13 protein-coding genes are annotated in these 14,043 nt (G+C 71.7%); 4 read left to right on the top strand and 9 right to left on the bottom strand.

Features of this window, described 5'->3' with window-relative positions; translation table 11 throughout:
* The first annotated feature begins 20 nt into the window (after positions 1 to 20).
* Positions 21 to 482 carry a VOC family protein gene (locus tag V6U77_RS10075; RefSeq protein WP_334605987.1) on the top strand — a complete coding sequence of 154 codons (462 nt, stop codon included), beginning with the start codon at positions 21 to 23 and terminating at the stop codon, positions 480 to 482.
* Positions 483 to 674: 192 nt separating this feature from the next.
* Here the strand turns inward: V6U77_RS10075 and V6U77_RS10070 are convergent, their stop codons facing one another.
* The 3 genes from V6U77_RS10070 to V6U77_RS10060 all read right to left on the bottom strand — a co-directional run bounded on the left by V6U77_RS10070 (position 675) and on the right by V6U77_RS10060 (position 3,064).
* Positions 675 to 1,262 (bottom strand): dihydrofolate reductase family protein, encoded by a 588-nt coding sequence (locus tag V6U77_RS10070; protein ID WP_334605986.1) that lies wholly within the window; start codon positions 1,260 to 1,262, stop codon positions 675 to 677.
* A 195-nt stretch (positions 1,263 to 1,457) separates the two neighbouring features.
* Positions 1,458 to 2,669 carry an RNA polymerase sigma factor gene (locus V6U77_RS10065; protein ID WP_334605985.1) on the bottom strand — a complete coding sequence of 404 codons (1,212 nt, stop codon included), beginning with the start codon at positions 2,667 to 2,669 and terminating at the stop codon, positions 1,458 to 1,460.
* Positions 2,666 to 3,064: a YciI family protein gene (locus tag V6U77_RS10060; protein ID WP_334605984.1), complete on the bottom strand. Its 399-nt coding sequence runs from the start codon at positions 3,062 to 3,064 to the stop codon at positions 2,666 to 2,668. The genes V6U77_RS10065 and V6U77_RS10060 overlap by 4 nt, the downstream gene beginning before the upstream one ends.
* Before the next feature lie 402 nt (positions 3,065 to 3,466).
* On the opposite strand from V6U77_RS10060, the gene V6U77_RS10055 reads away from it, so the two are divergent.
* Together V6U77_RS10055 and katG are read left to right on the top strand one after the other, a co-directional pair.
* Entirely contained in the window at positions 3,467 to 3,895 is a 429-nt protein-coding gene (locus V6U77_RS10055) for a Fur family transcriptional regulator (protein ID WP_334605983.1), read from the top strand.
* A 23-nt stretch (positions 3,896 to 3,918) separates the two neighbouring features.
* Positions 3,919 to 6,195 carry a catalase/peroxidase HPI gene (gene katG / locus V6U77_RS10050; protein ID WP_334605982.1) on the top strand — a complete coding sequence of 759 codons (2,277 nt, stop codon included), beginning with the start codon at positions 3,919 to 3,921 and terminating at the stop codon, positions 6,193 to 6,195.
* Between the two features lie 106 nt (positions 6,196 to 6,301).
* Here katG and V6U77_RS10045 read toward each other — a convergent pair whose 3' ends face one another.
* From V6U77_RS10045 to V6U77_RS10030, 4 genes are all read right to left on the bottom strand, one after another.
* Complete coding sequence (locus tag V6U77_RS10045; protein WP_334605981.1) at positions 6,302 to 7,000, bottom strand: DUF1028 domain-containing protein; 699 nt, start codon at positions 6,998 to 7,000, stop codon at positions 6,302 to 6,304.
* Positions 7,001 to 7,121: 121 nt separating this feature from the next.
* Complete coding sequence (locus V6U77_RS10040) at positions 7,122 to 7,991, bottom strand: AraC family transcriptional regulator (RefSeq protein WP_334605980.1); 870 nt, start codon at positions 7,989 to 7,991, stop codon at positions 7,122 to 7,124.
* A gap of 96 nt (positions 7,992 to 8,087) precedes the next feature.
* The gene (locus V6U77_RS10035) at positions 8,088 to 8,222 is read right to left on the bottom strand and encodes a hypothetical protein (RefSeq protein ID WP_334605979.1); all 135 of its coding nucleotides are present in this window, start codon (positions 8,220 to 8,222) and stop codon (positions 8,088 to 8,090) included.
* A gap of 149 nt (positions 8,223 to 8,371) precedes the next feature.
* Positions 8,372 to 8,644 carry a GlsB/YeaQ/YmgE family stress response membrane protein gene (locus V6U77_RS10030; protein ID WP_334605978.1) on the bottom strand — a complete coding sequence of 91 codons (273 nt, stop codon included), beginning with the start codon at positions 8,642 to 8,644 and terminating at the stop codon, positions 8,372 to 8,374.
* A gap of 460 nt (positions 8,645 to 9,104) precedes the next feature.
* On the opposite strand from V6U77_RS10030, the gene V6U77_RS10025 reads away from it, so the two are divergent.
* A complete protein-coding gene (locus V6U77_RS10025) occupies positions 9,105 to 11,219 on the top strand; it encodes a cellulase family glycosylhydrolase (RefSeq protein WP_334605977.1) in 2,115 nt (704 codons plus the stop codon).
* Positions 11,220 to 11,305: 86 nt separating this feature from the next.
* On the opposite strand, the gene V6U77_RS10020 is transcribed toward V6U77_RS10025, so the two are convergent.
* Positions 11,306 to 12,580 carry an MFS transporter gene (locus tag V6U77_RS10020; protein WP_334605976.1) on the bottom strand — a complete coding sequence of 425 codons (1,275 nt, stop codon included), beginning with the start codon at positions 12,578 to 12,580 and terminating at the stop codon, positions 11,306 to 11,308.
* 37 nt (positions 12,581 to 12,617) lie between these two features.
* Positions 12,618 to 13,769, bottom strand: coding sequence for a SagB/ThcOx family dehydrogenase (locus V6U77_RS10015; RefSeq protein ID WP_334605975.1), 1,152 nt, complete (start codon positions 13,767 to 13,769; stop codon positions 12,618 to 12,620).
* Between the last annotated feature and the right edge of the window lie 274 nt (positions 13,770 to 14,043).

Raw genomic sequence — 14,043 nt, 5'->3', positions numbered from 1 at the left:
GCGGCCCTATACTCCGGGACATGACGCTTCAGCGAATGGACCACGTCGGTATCGTCGTCGAGGACCTGGATGCCGCCGCCGCGTTCTTCGTCGAACTCGGAATGGAGCTGGAGGGGCGAGGACCGGTCGAGGGACGCTGGGTGGACCGTGTCGTCGGAATCGACGACGTGCGGGTGGAAATCGCAATGATGCGGACCCCGGACGGCCACGGGCGGCTCGAACTGACGAAATTCGAAGCGCCTGCGGCGACCAGCGCCGAGCCGGAAATCGCACCGCCGAACACGCTGGGCATACGTCGTATCATGTTCGCCGTCGACGACATCGAGGACGTCCTCGCCCGGTTGCGTACCCACGGCGCCGAACTGGTCGGCGAGGTGGCGCAGTACGAGAACCGTTACCGGCTCTGTTACGTCCGCGGCCCCGAGGGCATCATCGTCGCCCTGGCCGAGCAGCTCTCCGTCGTCGATCGAACAGCGCCGTAGTTTCCGGCAGGCAGATCCCGGTCCCGGACGCGACGGCGAGCGGGTGCCGCTCGGCGTCGCGTCCGGGGACCGGGCGAGGGGCCCGGACCGCGGCGAGGGCCGGCCGTGGGGGCCGCTGCGCGAACTCGCCGGCGACGTGGCACCCACCGGGCCGCACCGCTCGCCGAGGCGTGCGTACGTCGTCGCCCCCGCTCAGGGCGTCTGCCGCACCCCGTACCGGACGAGCACGGTGTCGAAGCCGTCGAACACGCGCACGTCCAGTCGCCGCAGCGCGACCGGGTGATCGAGCAGCGGGGTGCCACCGGCGAGAGCGGCCGGGCCGTACAGCACGTGGAGCTCATCGACCAGGCCCTGCCGGAGGAGGGCGTTCCACGTGGTGCGGCTGCCCCACGTCACGATCTCCCTGCCGTCCTGTTCCTTCAGGCTGGCGACCTCCCTGGGGGCGTCCGCCCGCGCGATGATGCGGGTGTTGTCGGCCCACGGATGACCGGCCGCCGGAGGGGACGCGTGGTCGGAGATGACCACCTTGTCGACGACGTTGTACCGCTTCGAGAACTCTCGGTCGGCCTCGAAAGCGGAACTGTCGTTCGCGACGTGGGGCCAGTGACCCGAGAACATCGCGTAGGAGTTGGCGCCGAGCAGCACCGTGTCGGCCGCCTGCATCCGCTCGAGGTTGTACGTTCCGAAGCAGTTCTCCATCGGCACGGCCATGAGGTCGCGCCCGGGGCCCTCGAAGAAGCCGTCCATCGACACGGCGCTCACCACGACGAGTTTGCGCATGCTGGTCCCTTTCGTTGATCTTGTGGGGTCGGTTCGCAGCGAGGCCGCCTCGACACGGCCCTCCCTCCGCCCGCCCGTCCTGGCTCTCGTGGGTAGGACGGAGCGGACGATCGGAATTCGACATCGTGTCCAGGGGGCGTGCCGTGCGGCCGCAGGACGGCGGCCGACACGCACTCGCGCCGCCAGCCGTGCCTGTCAACCACACAGCCGGGCGGCCTGGGCGAAGAGGTACCGCCGTTCGGGGAGACTGGTGGTGCGGTCGGCGGCTGCCCGGTAGCGCGTGCCCGCGGCGTGCGTGTCGCCGAGCATCTCCAGCAGGTGTCCGCGTACCGCGTCGAGCCGGTGATGGCCGCCCAGCTGTTCGTCCAGCGGCTCCAGGAGCGTCAGGCCGGCCGCCGGGCCGTGCACCATGGCTGCCGCGACGGCCATGTTGAGTGTGACGATCGGGTTGCCCGACAGCCGCCGCAGTGCTTCGTACACCGCCAGAATCTGCGGCCAGGCGGTCTGCCGGGCGCTCGGGGCCTGGGCGTGCAGCGCGGCGATCGACGCCTCCAGCTGGTACCTGCAGATCCGGCCGCGTGACATGGCCGCCGTCACCAGGGCGACGCCTTCGGTGATGAGCGGACGGTTCCACCGGCTGCGGTCCTGCTCGTCCAGCGGGACCAGCTCGCCGTTCGGGCCGGTGCGGGCGGGTCGACGTGCGTCGGTGAGCAGCATCAGCGCCAGCAGACCGGTGACCTCGCTGTCGTCGGGCAGTCGGGAGTGGGGCATCCGGGTCAACCGGATCGCCTCGTCGGAGAGGTCGGCGCGGTGCAGTCCGGTGCCGGTGCTGCTGGTGTGGCCCTCGTTGAACAGCAGGTAGAGCACCTGCAGCACCGAGTCCAGCCGCTGTGGGTGATCCTCGCCGGTGGGCATCGTGAACGGCACGTCCGAGGCCTTGAGTCGTTGCTTCGCCCGGCTTATCCGCTGCCCCATCGTATTCTCCGGCACCAGGAACGCCCTGGCGATCTGGGCGGTCGTGAGTCCGGCGATCGCCCGCAGCGTCAACGCGATCGCGGACGCCGGCGTCAGGGTGGGGTGACAGCACAGGAACAGCAGCGTGAGGGTGTCGTCGTGACCGGGGACCTCCGCGGCCGGCGGTTCGAGGCGGGCCACTTCCTGTTCGCGGCGGCGCCTGGCCCGGCTGCTGCGGATCTGGTCGGTCATCTTGCGCATGGCCGTCTGGATCAGCCAACTCCGCGGACTGTCCGGGATGCCGTCCCGCGGCCAGTGCAGAGCGGCTGCCAGCGACGCCTCCTGCACCGCGTCCTCGGCGGTGTCGAAGTCACCGGTCCGGTGGATGAGGACGCCCAGTACCTGTGGCGCGAGTTCGCGCAGCAGTTCTTCCAAGCGCGTGGCGTGACTCATGACCCGGCGGACACGCAACCCCGCACCTGGCGTACTTCGATCGGTTGCCGTAGCGGCCGGCCGCCCGGTCCGGGCGCTGCCGAGACCTGTTCGGCGATCTCGATGGCGCGGGCCTCGGACTCGACATCGATGATGCGGTAACCCGCGAGCAGTTCCTTGAACTCCGGAAACGGGCCGTCGGTCACCACCGTGGCGCCAACGCCGTCCGAGGTGACGAATTTGGCCAGGTCCGGGCCGGTGAGACTCTGGACGTCGATCAGCTCACCGAGTTCGGTGAGTCGCCGGTTCAGTTCGTTCTGGAACTTCAGATGGGCTTCCACGTCCTCGGCCGGCCAGTTCGCCATCGGCTCGACGTTCTCCGTGCCTGGATAGTTCTGCAGCAACAAGAATTTCATGTCTGCGCCTCCCACGGATGATCGCCACACATCCGGCAATGGTCGCCGTGACGCTACCAGCACCATCCTCTCCGGCCCCGGAACGGCGGATCGCGCCGTTCGGCACGCGTCGAGCGGTACGTCCGATCCGGTGCGGACCCGATCGAAAGTGCCAGCGTCGCCGGTCGATCGCTCGCGGATGCCCCGTCAGGGGTCGCCCATGTCGACGGCAACGGATCCGCGCGAACACCGACGGCCGTCCACGTGGTGCGCCGACCGCCGGGGACCGCCGCCAGTCAGGTGCTCGGCAACGGGCCGCCCGAACCCTGGGTCTCCCGCCGGGCCGCGGGCGGGGTCGAGTCGAGTTGAGTTGAGTTGAGCAAAAACTTGATCCATTCCAGAAGAGTGGAATAGGTTCAGCACATGACGCCCGACTTCGAGACCCAGCTGCGGGCGGTCTCGTTGCGCGTGACCCGACCCCGGTTGGCGGTGCTGGCGGCGCTGCGTGAGCACCCGCACGTCGACACCGACACCGTGATCGCGCTGGTGCGGGCGGATCAGCCCACGGTCTCCCACCAGGCGGTGTACGACGTGCTGCGGGCGCTCACCGACGCCGGTCTGGTGCGGCGTATCCAACCCGCCGGGGCGACCGCCCGGTACGAGTCCCGGGTGGGCGACAACCACCACCACGTCGTGTGCCGCTCCTGCGGCGCGATCGCCGACGTCGACTGCGCCGTCGGCGGCGCCCCCTGTCTCACCGCCTCCGAGGACCACGGCTTCACGGTCGACGAGGCGGAGGTCGTCTACTGGGGCACCTGCCCCGACTGCGCGACCGAACGCACCTCCCAGTGATCCGCCAGGTTGAAGGGAAGTAGATGAGCGACACCCAGGACAACACCCCCGCCAGTGCGCAGGGCGTGGACAAGAAGGCTGCTGCCGGTTGCCCGGTCGCACACGACTCCGTGACCGCGCACGGCAGCGAGAGCGAGAACCCGGCGATCGACTCGCCGGCCCCGAAGACCGGGGGTCGTCCGCGTACCAACCGGGACTGGTGGCCCAACCAGCTCGACCTGTCGGTGTTGCACGCCCACTCGTCCAAGGCGAACCCGCTGGGCGAGGGCTTCAGCTACGCCCGGGAGTTCGCCAAGCTCGACGTCGAGGCCCTCAAGCGGGACATCGTCGAGGTCCTCACCACGTCGCAGGACTGGTGGCCGGCCGACTTCGGCCACTACGGCGGCCTGATGATCCGGATGAGCTGGCACGCCGCGGGCACCTACCGTATCCACGACGGTCGCGGCGGCGCCGGCGACGGTGGGCAGCGGTTCGCCCCGCTCAACAGCTGGCCGGACAACGCGAACCTCGACAAGGCCCGCCGGCTGCTGTGGCCGGTCAAGCAGAAGTACGGCCAGAAGATCTCGTGGGCCGACCTGCTCGTGCTCGCCGGCAACGTCGCCCTGGAGTCGATGGGCTTCAAGACCTTCGGCTTCGCCTTCGGCCGGGAGGACGTCTGGGAGCCCGAGGAGATCTTCTGGGGCCCGGAGGACACCTGGCTCGGCGACGAGCGCTACGTCTCCGAGAAGGAGATGGCGCCGGAGGTCGGGGCGACCGAGATGGGTCTGATCTACGTCAACCCGGAGGGCCCGAACGGCAACGCCGACCCGCTCGCGGCGGCCCACTTCATCCGCGAGACCTTCGCCCGGATGGCCATGGACGACGAGGAGACCGTCGCCCTCATCGCCGGTGGCCACACCTTCGGCAAGACCCACGGCGCCGGCGTCGCCGACGACCACGTGGGCCCCGAGCCCGAGGGCGCCCCGCTGGAGGCGCAGGGCCTGGGCTGGCTGAGCACTTACGGCAGCGGCAAGGGCGCGGACACGATCACCAGCGGTCTCGAGGTGACGTGGACCGACGTGCCGACGCAGTGGAGCAACCGGTTCTTCGAGATCCTCTTCGGCCACGAGTGGGAGCTGACCACCAGCCCCGGCGGCGCGAAGCAGTGGGTCGCCAAGGACGCCGAGGCGATCATCCCGGACGCCCACGACCCGTCGAAGAAGCACAAGCCGACGATGCTCACGACCGACCTGTCGCTGCGCGTCGACCCGGCGTACGAGAAGATCTCGCGCCGTTTCCTGGAGCGTCCGGACGAGTTCGCGCTGGCGTTCGCCAAGGCCTGGTACAAGCTGCTGCACCGCGACATGGGCCCGGTCAGCCGCTTCCTCGGGCCGTGGGTCCCCGAGCCCCAGCTGTGGCAGGACCCGGTGCCGGCCGTCGACCACGAACTCGTGGGCGAGGCCGACGTCGCCGCCCTCAAGGCGAAGGTCCTCCAGGCCGGCCTCACGGTCGCCCAGCTCGTCTCCACCGCCTGGGCCTCGGCCGCCAGCTACCGGTCCACCGACAAGCGCGGCGGCGCCAACGGCGCCCGGATCCGTCTCGAGCCGCAGCGCAGCTGGGAGGTCAACCAGCCCGAGCAGCTCGCGATGGTCCTGGAGACCCTCGAGGGCGTCCGGCGGGAGTTCAACTCCGCCGGCGGCGCGCAGATCTCGCTCGCGGACCTGATCGTGCTGGCCGGCTCGGCCGCCGTCGAGAAGGCGGCGCGCGACGCCGGCGTCGAGGTGACAGTGCCGTTCCACCCCGGCCGCACCGACGCCTCGCAGGAGCAGACCGACGTCGAGTCCTTCCGGGTCCTCGAGCCGCGCGCCGACGGGTTCCGCAACTACCTGCGCCCCGGCGAGAAGACCCAGCCGGAGGTGCTGCTCCTCGACCGTGCCTACATGCTCAACCTGACCGCGCCCGAGATGACCGTCCTCGTCGGCGGCCTGCGTACCCTCGGGGCCAACGTCGGCGGCACCGGGCACGGCGTCCTCACCGACCGCCCCGGCGTGCTCACCAACGACTTCTTCGCCAACCTGCTCTCCCCGGGGACCCGGTGGAAGGCGTCGGAGTCCGACGAGCACGTGTACGAGATCCGCGACCTGGGCACCGACGAGGTGAGGTGGACCGCCACCGCGGTCGACCTCATCTTCGGCTCCAACTCCCAGCTACGGGCCCTCGCGGAGGTCTACGCCAGCCAGGATGCGCGCGACAAGTTCGTGGCGGACTTCGTCGCGGCCTGGACGAAGGTCATGGAGCTCGACCGGTTCGACCTCGCCTGATCCGGCAGCACCGACGAGCCCCGGCCGACCCACCAGCGGTCGTCCGGGGCTCGTTCCGCGCCGACGACGGTGTGCGGAGCCCGGCCCGCGCCGCCGTGTCCGTGGCTCAGGAGGGCCTGTCCCCGTGCTGGCCGAGCGCCTGCCGGGCCGCCTGTCCCATCGGGTCGGCCCGGGTCGGCAGCTGTCGGATCGCCGGCAGCAGTTCCTCCTCGAAGACGCCGTGCAGCCGGCGCAGTTCCCGTGCCGGCTGCCCGGCGTCGTCGACCCGCAGGTCCCACAGCGGATAGGGCTCGTCACCGATCACGGTGACGGTCGCCGACCGCGCCCCGTGCCGGTCGCCGCCGCTCTCCTCGCCGACCTCGATGGCCCGGACGAGCCGCTCCGCCAGGTCGAGGTCCCGGCTCTCCTCGAACACCTGGATGATCCCCGTCAGGGTGTCCGGGCCGACCAGGCGGTTGCCCTGCACCGCGTAGTCCGGCCCGGTGCGGTGCCCGGACCAGTCCGGCGTACGGGAGCCGGTGAAGGCGTACGAGCGGCCCTGGTCGTCGACGATGCCGACCTGTCGTACCTCCCGGCCCGGATCCCGGGCGAGCAGCTCGGTCACGACGTCCCGCGGCGAGCGGTCCTCGGCGAGCAGTGGCAGCCCGTCGTAGGCCAGGAACGGGTTGTGCAGGGCCTGGGTGGCGACGGCGCCCACACCGGGGCGGACGTGAGCCACCAGCTTGCCGACCCCCGGGGTGGCTGTCAGCGCTCCCACACCGAGCTGGCCGGTACGCGGACACCGTGCGGCGATCGAGAAGGTCACCGTCGCCAGGTACCCGCACGGGCGTCTGGCATGCCCACCCCGGCACCGGCCCGGCTCCCGCCGTGTGGCCTGCGAGGACCGGGCCGGCTCGCCTGACGCCGTCCCGGCCCCCGGAGATCCGTCAGGTCGGTTCGACGGGCAGCCACAGCTCGCAGGTCGCGGTGCTGAAGTCGTCGGCGCGTTCGAGCACCGCGACGATCGACGGACCCGGCCGCAGGCGCCACGGGTTGGCGGGGAACCACTCGGTCGCGGTGGCGGCCCAGGTGGTCTGGAGCGCCTGCGGATGGGGCCCGGTGGTGCGGAAGACGGCCCAGGTGCCGGCCTGCACCTCGATGGCGTCGAGGTCGTCGGGGACCGGCGTGTCCGTGGCGATGGCGACCCCGTGCAGGTAGGTAAGTTCGCTGCCCTCGGTGGCGTCGGGGTCCAGGTCGTCGCTGACCTGCAGCAGGCCGCCCGGCTCGGTGTCGCCGAGGGCCTTCAGCCGGAGATGCTCCGTGTGCGGCAGCGCGGCGACGTGCTGCTGGATGTGCGGATTGACGCCCTGGTGGATCAGCGGAACGCGGGCTGCGTGCCCGACGAGCCGGAACGCGGGGCGGTCGACGACGCGGGTGTCCATGGGGGTGCTCCCTTCGACGGTCAGGCGGAACCTGAGCTGTGGTTGTGTGCGAAGGGGGCCTCCGTCGCGGCGAACGTCGCCGGGGCCGGCGCCGTGGACCGCCCGGAACGCGCGCCCGAACGCCTCGGTCGAGCCGTACCCGTGCCGGACGGCGATGCTCAGCAGGCCGTCCCCGCCGCGCACGACGTCGGCGGCGGCGACGGTCATGCGGCGTCGGCGCACGTACTCCGACAGCGGCATGCCGGCCAACGACGAGAACATCCGGCGCAGGTGGTACTCGGTGGTGCCGAGCGCCCGGGCGAGCCCCTGGACGTCGAGTTCTTCGGTGAGGTGCTCCTCGACGTAATCGACGAGCCGGTTGAGTGCCGAGATCATGAGGCCTCCTTTCGACGTCGAGCCTGACCGACGGCGACCCGGCCGCGCCCGACCGCTGTGGCCCGATCCGATCGTCCGACCGGGCGACGCCTGCGGTCAGGTCCTGCCTCGCGACGGTGCGGTCCCGCCGCGCGGGTCGGCTGTCGTACCGAGCGGCGTCCAGTAGTCGCCCGACGGGTCCTGGGCGGTGAGCCATCCGGGCGGGGCCACGTAGTGAACCCGGAAGGTCATGATCCGGATGCCAGCCGTCCTGGCGGTGACGATCCGGGCGTACGCACCCGCCGCAGGTCGCGCGCCGGTGCTGTCCGCGGGAGCAGACCCGCCGACAGCATGCGTCGGCCCGCCCCCCTGGGGGACGGGCCGGGCACACGTCGTTCGGGTCAGCGGATCCGGCGTCGGCCGTAGGCACCCGCGACGACGGCCACACCGATCGCGGCGAAGACGACCTGGATGGCCAGCTCGATCCAGTCGATGCCCCTGGTGTCGTCGACGCCGAGAGCGCCCGCTACGAGCGTGCCGAGGATCGCGGCGACCACACCGATGAGCAGGGTCAGCCAGATCGGGATGCTCTGCTTGCCCGGCACGACCAACCGGCCCAGCGCGCCGATGATCAGACCGATGATGATGGCGGTGAAGAAGCCGGTAACTTCCACGAGAGTCGTCCCTCCAGAGCGTTTGCCGTCGGCTCCGATCTTGCCCGGTGGCGGGGCCCTCGAAACCCCCGTCGCGCCATGCATCGGGCGTCTCAGCAGGGGCGGAGCGGGGGGAACCGGTGTCTGGCGGGCTCGTGGCGGTCCTCCGGGCGGGGGATTGAGCTCGCGGCTGTGGCCGGTGTGAGCCGCCGTGGCGGGGTCCGTGCCGGCGTCTGCGGCGGCCTGTGGACCGCGCCGCCGCGCCTGGGGACTCTCGGCACCGCCCCCGTGAGCGGGCGGGCCGGGGACTGCCGGGCGGCCTGCGGGCCGACGGGGGGAACCACCTGTCCAGATAGAGGTATGACGATTGACAAAGTTTGCATTCCAAACTTAATCTGCGGTTCGCGGTCGGGTGCCGGGCGCGGGCGGGGCGGCACCTGCCGTGATCCCGTCCCAGCGGCATCCCAGGCGAGGAGCGGTCATGGCCGAGACACGAGACCGGACGAGAAGGACCCGATGGCGGCTGAGCCTGTTCACCAGCGCCCTCACGCTGCTGTCGGTGGGTCTCGGCCTGACGTTCGCGGTCAGCGCGCACGCGGCGGCCGGCTGCCGGGTGGCGTACACGACCAACCAGTGGCCGGGGGGCTTCACCGCGAACGTGGCGGTGACCAACCTCGGTGACCCGGTCAACGGGTGGCGACTGACCTGGGCGTTCCCCGCCGGCCAGCAGGTGACCTCGGCGTGGAACGCCAACGTCACCGCCCTCGGCGCCGACGTCACCGCCACCGACGTCGGCTACAACGCCGCCATCGGCACCAACGGCACGGCGTCGTTCGGCTTCAATGGCTCGTGGTCGGGGAGCAATCCCGCCCCCACCGCGTTCGCCCTCAACGGCGTCACCTGCACCGGCGGCGTCGGCCCCACCACCGCCCCGCCGACGACGGCCCCGCCGACCACCCCGCCGCCCACCACACCGCCACCGACGGGGGACCCGCTGGCCTACGTGGCCGCGATGCAGCCGGGCTGGAACCTCGGCAACACGTTCGACGCGGTCGGCAGCGACGAGACGGCCTGGGGCAACCCACGGGTCACCCAGGCGCAGCTCGACGCCATCCGGGCGCAGGGCTTCAACAGCATCCGGATCCCGGTCACCTGGAGCAACCACCACGGCCCCGCGCCGGCGTACACCATCGATCCGGCGTGGCTGAACCGGATCAAGGAGGTCGTCGGCTGGGCGCTGGACGACGGTTTCTACGTGATGATCAACCTTCATCACGACTCCTGGCAGTGGATCCACGAGATGCCGACCAACCGGACCACGGTCCTCAACCGCTACAACGCGCTCTGGAGCCAGATCGCGACCGCTTTCCGGGACGCCTCGCCGAAGCTGCACTTCGAGAGCGTCAACGAACCGCAGTTCACCAACAGCTCCGGCGACGCCCAGAACGCGCAGCTGCTGCACGAGCTGAACACGTCGTTCCACCGGATCGTGCGGGCGTCCGGGAGCAACAACGCGACCCGGATGCTCGTGCTGCCGACCCTGCACACCTCCTCGGAGCAGACCCGCGTCGACGAGCTGGCGAGCACCTTCGCCCAACTCGGCGACCGGAACCTCATCGCCACCGTGCACTTCTACGGCTACTGGCCGTTCAGCGTGAACGTCGCCGGGGGCACCCGCTTCGACGCCACCGCCCAGAAGGACCTGACCGACTCCTTCGACCGCGTCCGCGCCGCCTTCGTCGCCAAGGGCATCGGTGTGGTCATCGGCGAGTACGGTCTGCTCGGCTTCGACCGGCACACCGGCACCATCCAGCAGGGCGAGAAGCTCAAGTTCTTCGAGTTCCTCGGCTGGTACGCCAGGACGAGACAGATCACCACGCAGCTCTGGGACAACGGGCAGCACTTCGACCGGACCGCCTTCCGGTGGAAGGACCCGGAGCTGTTCGCGCAGATCAGGTCGAGCTGGACCACGCGCTCCGGGACGGCGTCCGCCGACCAGGTGTACGTGCCGCGTACCGGCCCGGTCGCCGCCCGGTCGCTGACGCTGAATCCGAACGGCACCACCCTGCAGGGGCTGCACCAGGGCGGCACCGCCCTCGTGCGGGGCACCGACTACACCGTCTCGGACAACCAGCTCACGCTCACCGCGAGCACGCTGACCCGGCTCGTCGGCAGCCGTGCGTACGGCGTGAACGCCACCCTGCAGGCGCGGTTCTCGGCGGGGGTGCCGTGGCGGATCGACGTGGTCACGTACGACCCGCCGGTGTTGTCGAACGCGACCGGCACCACGGCCTCGTTCGCCGTGCCGACCCAGTTCCGTGGTGACCAGCTCGCCACCATGGAGGCGAGGTACGCCGACGGTCGCAACGCCGGCCCGCACGACTGGACGCCGTTCAAGGAGTTCGACGTCGCCTTCGCCCCCGACTACCCGGGCAACCGCATCACGCTGACCGAGGCGTTCTTCGCGGCGGTCGACGACGGTGCCCGGGTGACCCTCACCTTCCACTTCTGGAGCGGTACGACCGTCACCTACCACGTCACGAGATCGGGCGGCAGCGTCACCGGCGTCGCCACCGCCGCCGCCCGGGTGGGCTGAGCGCGTACCGCCGCCTCTGCAACGGGAAACGGGCCGTGACGGCCGCCGTCACGGCCCGTTCCGCGCCTTCCGGCCGACGGGGGCGCTCACCCGCGGCGGTCGTCCGTGCCCGGCTCCGCGGCGCCGGCACGCGCACCAGGGGGATCGCTGAAGGTGCTGACACCGGGGACCAGCAGCGTGAGGGCGCTGGCCGCGGCGGTCAGCACGGCTGCCGCGACGAGGGTGGGCCGCATCCCGAACGCCACGACCGCAGGCCCGGTGAGGGCGTACCCGACCGGCAGCAGGGCGAAGGCGCTGAGCTGGTCCAGGGCGAGGGTCTTGCCGAGCACCTCGGTGGGGATCTCGCGTTGCAGGGCGGAGAGCCAGTAGAGGAAGTAGATCTCCACGACGAATCCGCCGACGGCGAAGCAGACGGCCGTGACCGGCAGCGGCAGGGCGAAGGCGAGGCTGGCGGGCAGGGCGGCGTAGGTGGTGAGGGCGAGCATGCTGACCGTGCCGGGCCGCCGGGGCCGCCACCTGCCGGCCAGCGCGATGGCGGGCAGGGCGCCGGCGGCGGCAGCGGCGAGGACGACCCCGTAGGCGAGTTCGCCGCCGAGGCGTTCCGAGGCGATCAGCGGCAGCAGCGTCAGGCTGGGCGCGGTGCCGGCGAAGAGCTGGACGGCCACGGCGGCCATGACGGCGGCCACCCAGGGGCGGCGCCGGACGGTGGCGATGCCGGCCGCGGCGTCGGCAAGCACGCTGGTCCGGGCCCGGGTGCCGGCGGCGGTGTCGCGCACGCCCAGCACCGCGAGGGCGCCGGTCGCGAAGAGGAGGCCGGCCAGGCCGAGCGCGGCGTGGATGCCGATGGCGGTGACGATCGCGGCGCCGGCGAGCGCCCCGAGGAGCGTCGCCGAGCGTTGGACGGCGGAGACCAGGGCGTTGCCGCGTACCAGCAGGTCGGCGGGGAGCAGGGCCGGGACCAGGGAGCGCATGGCCGGCCGGGACAGGGACTCGGCCACGCCGGACAGCGCGGTGACGATGCCGAGCGCGGCCAGGGGCAGGCCGTCGAGGGCGAACAGCGTGCCGACGACGACGGTCGTACGCATCAGGTCGGCGGTGAACAGGATCCGGGGTCGCGAGACCCGGTCGGCGAGGATGCCGCCGGCGAGCAGGCACACCACCAGGGCGATCGCCCGGCCGGCGAGGATGACGGCGATGGTGCCGGCGCCGGCCCCGCGCTGCACGGCGTACAGCGCGAACGCCACCGGCAGGATCTGGTCGGCGACCGCCCCGGCGGACTGGCTGGCCCACACCCGCAGGAACCGCGGATGGTGGCTGAGCTTCCCCACCGGCACGGTGGCCGGGCTGGTGGCGGCGCTCACGGCGTACGACGGGGGACGCCGGCGCGGTCGGTCGCGCTCATCCGAGCTGGTCCGGGCCGGCCGCCAGGTCGGCGGGTGACCGGTGCGTGCTGGCGGCGAGGCGGGCCGGTGGCGGGTACTCCGGTCCCACGGGAAGGGTGCCGTCGCCGGGAGCGGGGTTGCCGGCGGAGAGCAGGTAGGTGGCGAACTCGTGGTCGCCATCCACCCCGAGCATCGCCTCGACGCCGCTGTCGTGGAACGCCACCGTCTGGAAGGGCGCCAGGTTCAGTGCGGTGCAGGTCAGCGCGAACGTCTGACCGTAGTGGCCGGCGTCGAACATCCACAGCCGGTAGGCCCGCGGGTGCCGGTACTTCCAGGACAGGCGGGCGGCGACGGTGGTGGTGAGGCAGGTGAAGGCCCCCTGGTAGGAGGGCTCCTGCTCGTAGGCCAGGGCGGCGATGCGCTGCCGGTCGACGCCGGCGTCGAGGAGTTCGAGGCGGTGCACCTCGGGAGCGTAGTGGTAGAGGCCGGGCGGCACCCCGGTGACGTCGTAGACGGCCACGTAGCACTCGACCTCGTGCCGGCCGCCGGCGGAGGCGCTGATGCGCCCCTGCTGCGGGCCGAAGGCGCCGCCGTCGAGGAAGCGCTGGGGCGCGAAGGTGCAGGCCAGCACGGTGGCGAGCGCGTCGATCCCGACCGGGGTCCCGGCGAACGCGCGGTGGGTGCGCCGGGCGGCGAACACCTCCTCGACGGGCGTACGCAGCGGCAGGACGCGCCGGGGGAGGTGCACGGCCGGGGCGTGCGGGTATCGCTTGAACGGTGCCGGGGGCTCGCCGTCGGCGGCGATCTGCGCGGCTGTGGCGTCGCGGCGCGGCGAATCCACGAGGTAGTTGGCGTCGCGGGCCTCGGTGTGCATGCGGGACGCGACCGGACCCCAGTGCTGCCAGACGGGCGGGACGGCGGCGTCGTCGGTGTCGGCGACGAGGATGCCGGCCTCGTGGAGCTGGTGGAGCGCCCGGGTGGCGGCCTCGGCGGCCTCGTCCCCGAAGTGGGCGGCGACCTCGTCGACGTCGGTGTAGTCGTCCAGGCGCTGCAACAGGGTGAACAGGTCGAGGGTGACGCGCAACCATCGGCGCTGGCCGGGCAGGGCGACCATCAGCGCATCGCTGTCCCAGCGGCAGATGAGCTGGTCGCGGCGGCGTACACGCATTCCGATGCCTTTCCCACGCACGATGAACGGAAAAGGTGCCGGACCCGCGTGCGGGTCCGGCACCGGGCACGTCAGACGGCCCCGTGGTTCAGGATTTCCTCGTTCGTCTCGACGATCACGATGTCGAAGGCCATGGCTCGTACCTCCTCTCCGGCGCGGTGGGCTCGTGCACCCCTGGACGGCACCGTCTCCGCCGGCTTTCGAGACGGGCGTACGGGGGAACCTCAGTGCCGCGGAAACGCGTCCGGGATGTCAGCCGGTCGGCTGGCGTCGG

It is taken from the genome of Micromonospora sp. CPCC 205546 (assembly GCF_036902715.1).
In the GTDB taxonomy this organism is placed as follows: domain Bacteria; phylum Actinomycetota; class Actinomycetes; order Mycobacteriales; family Micromonosporaceae; genus Micromonospora.
Note: the sequence above shows the minus strand (reverse complement) of the source record. Positions and strands in the feature narration are given on the sequence as shown.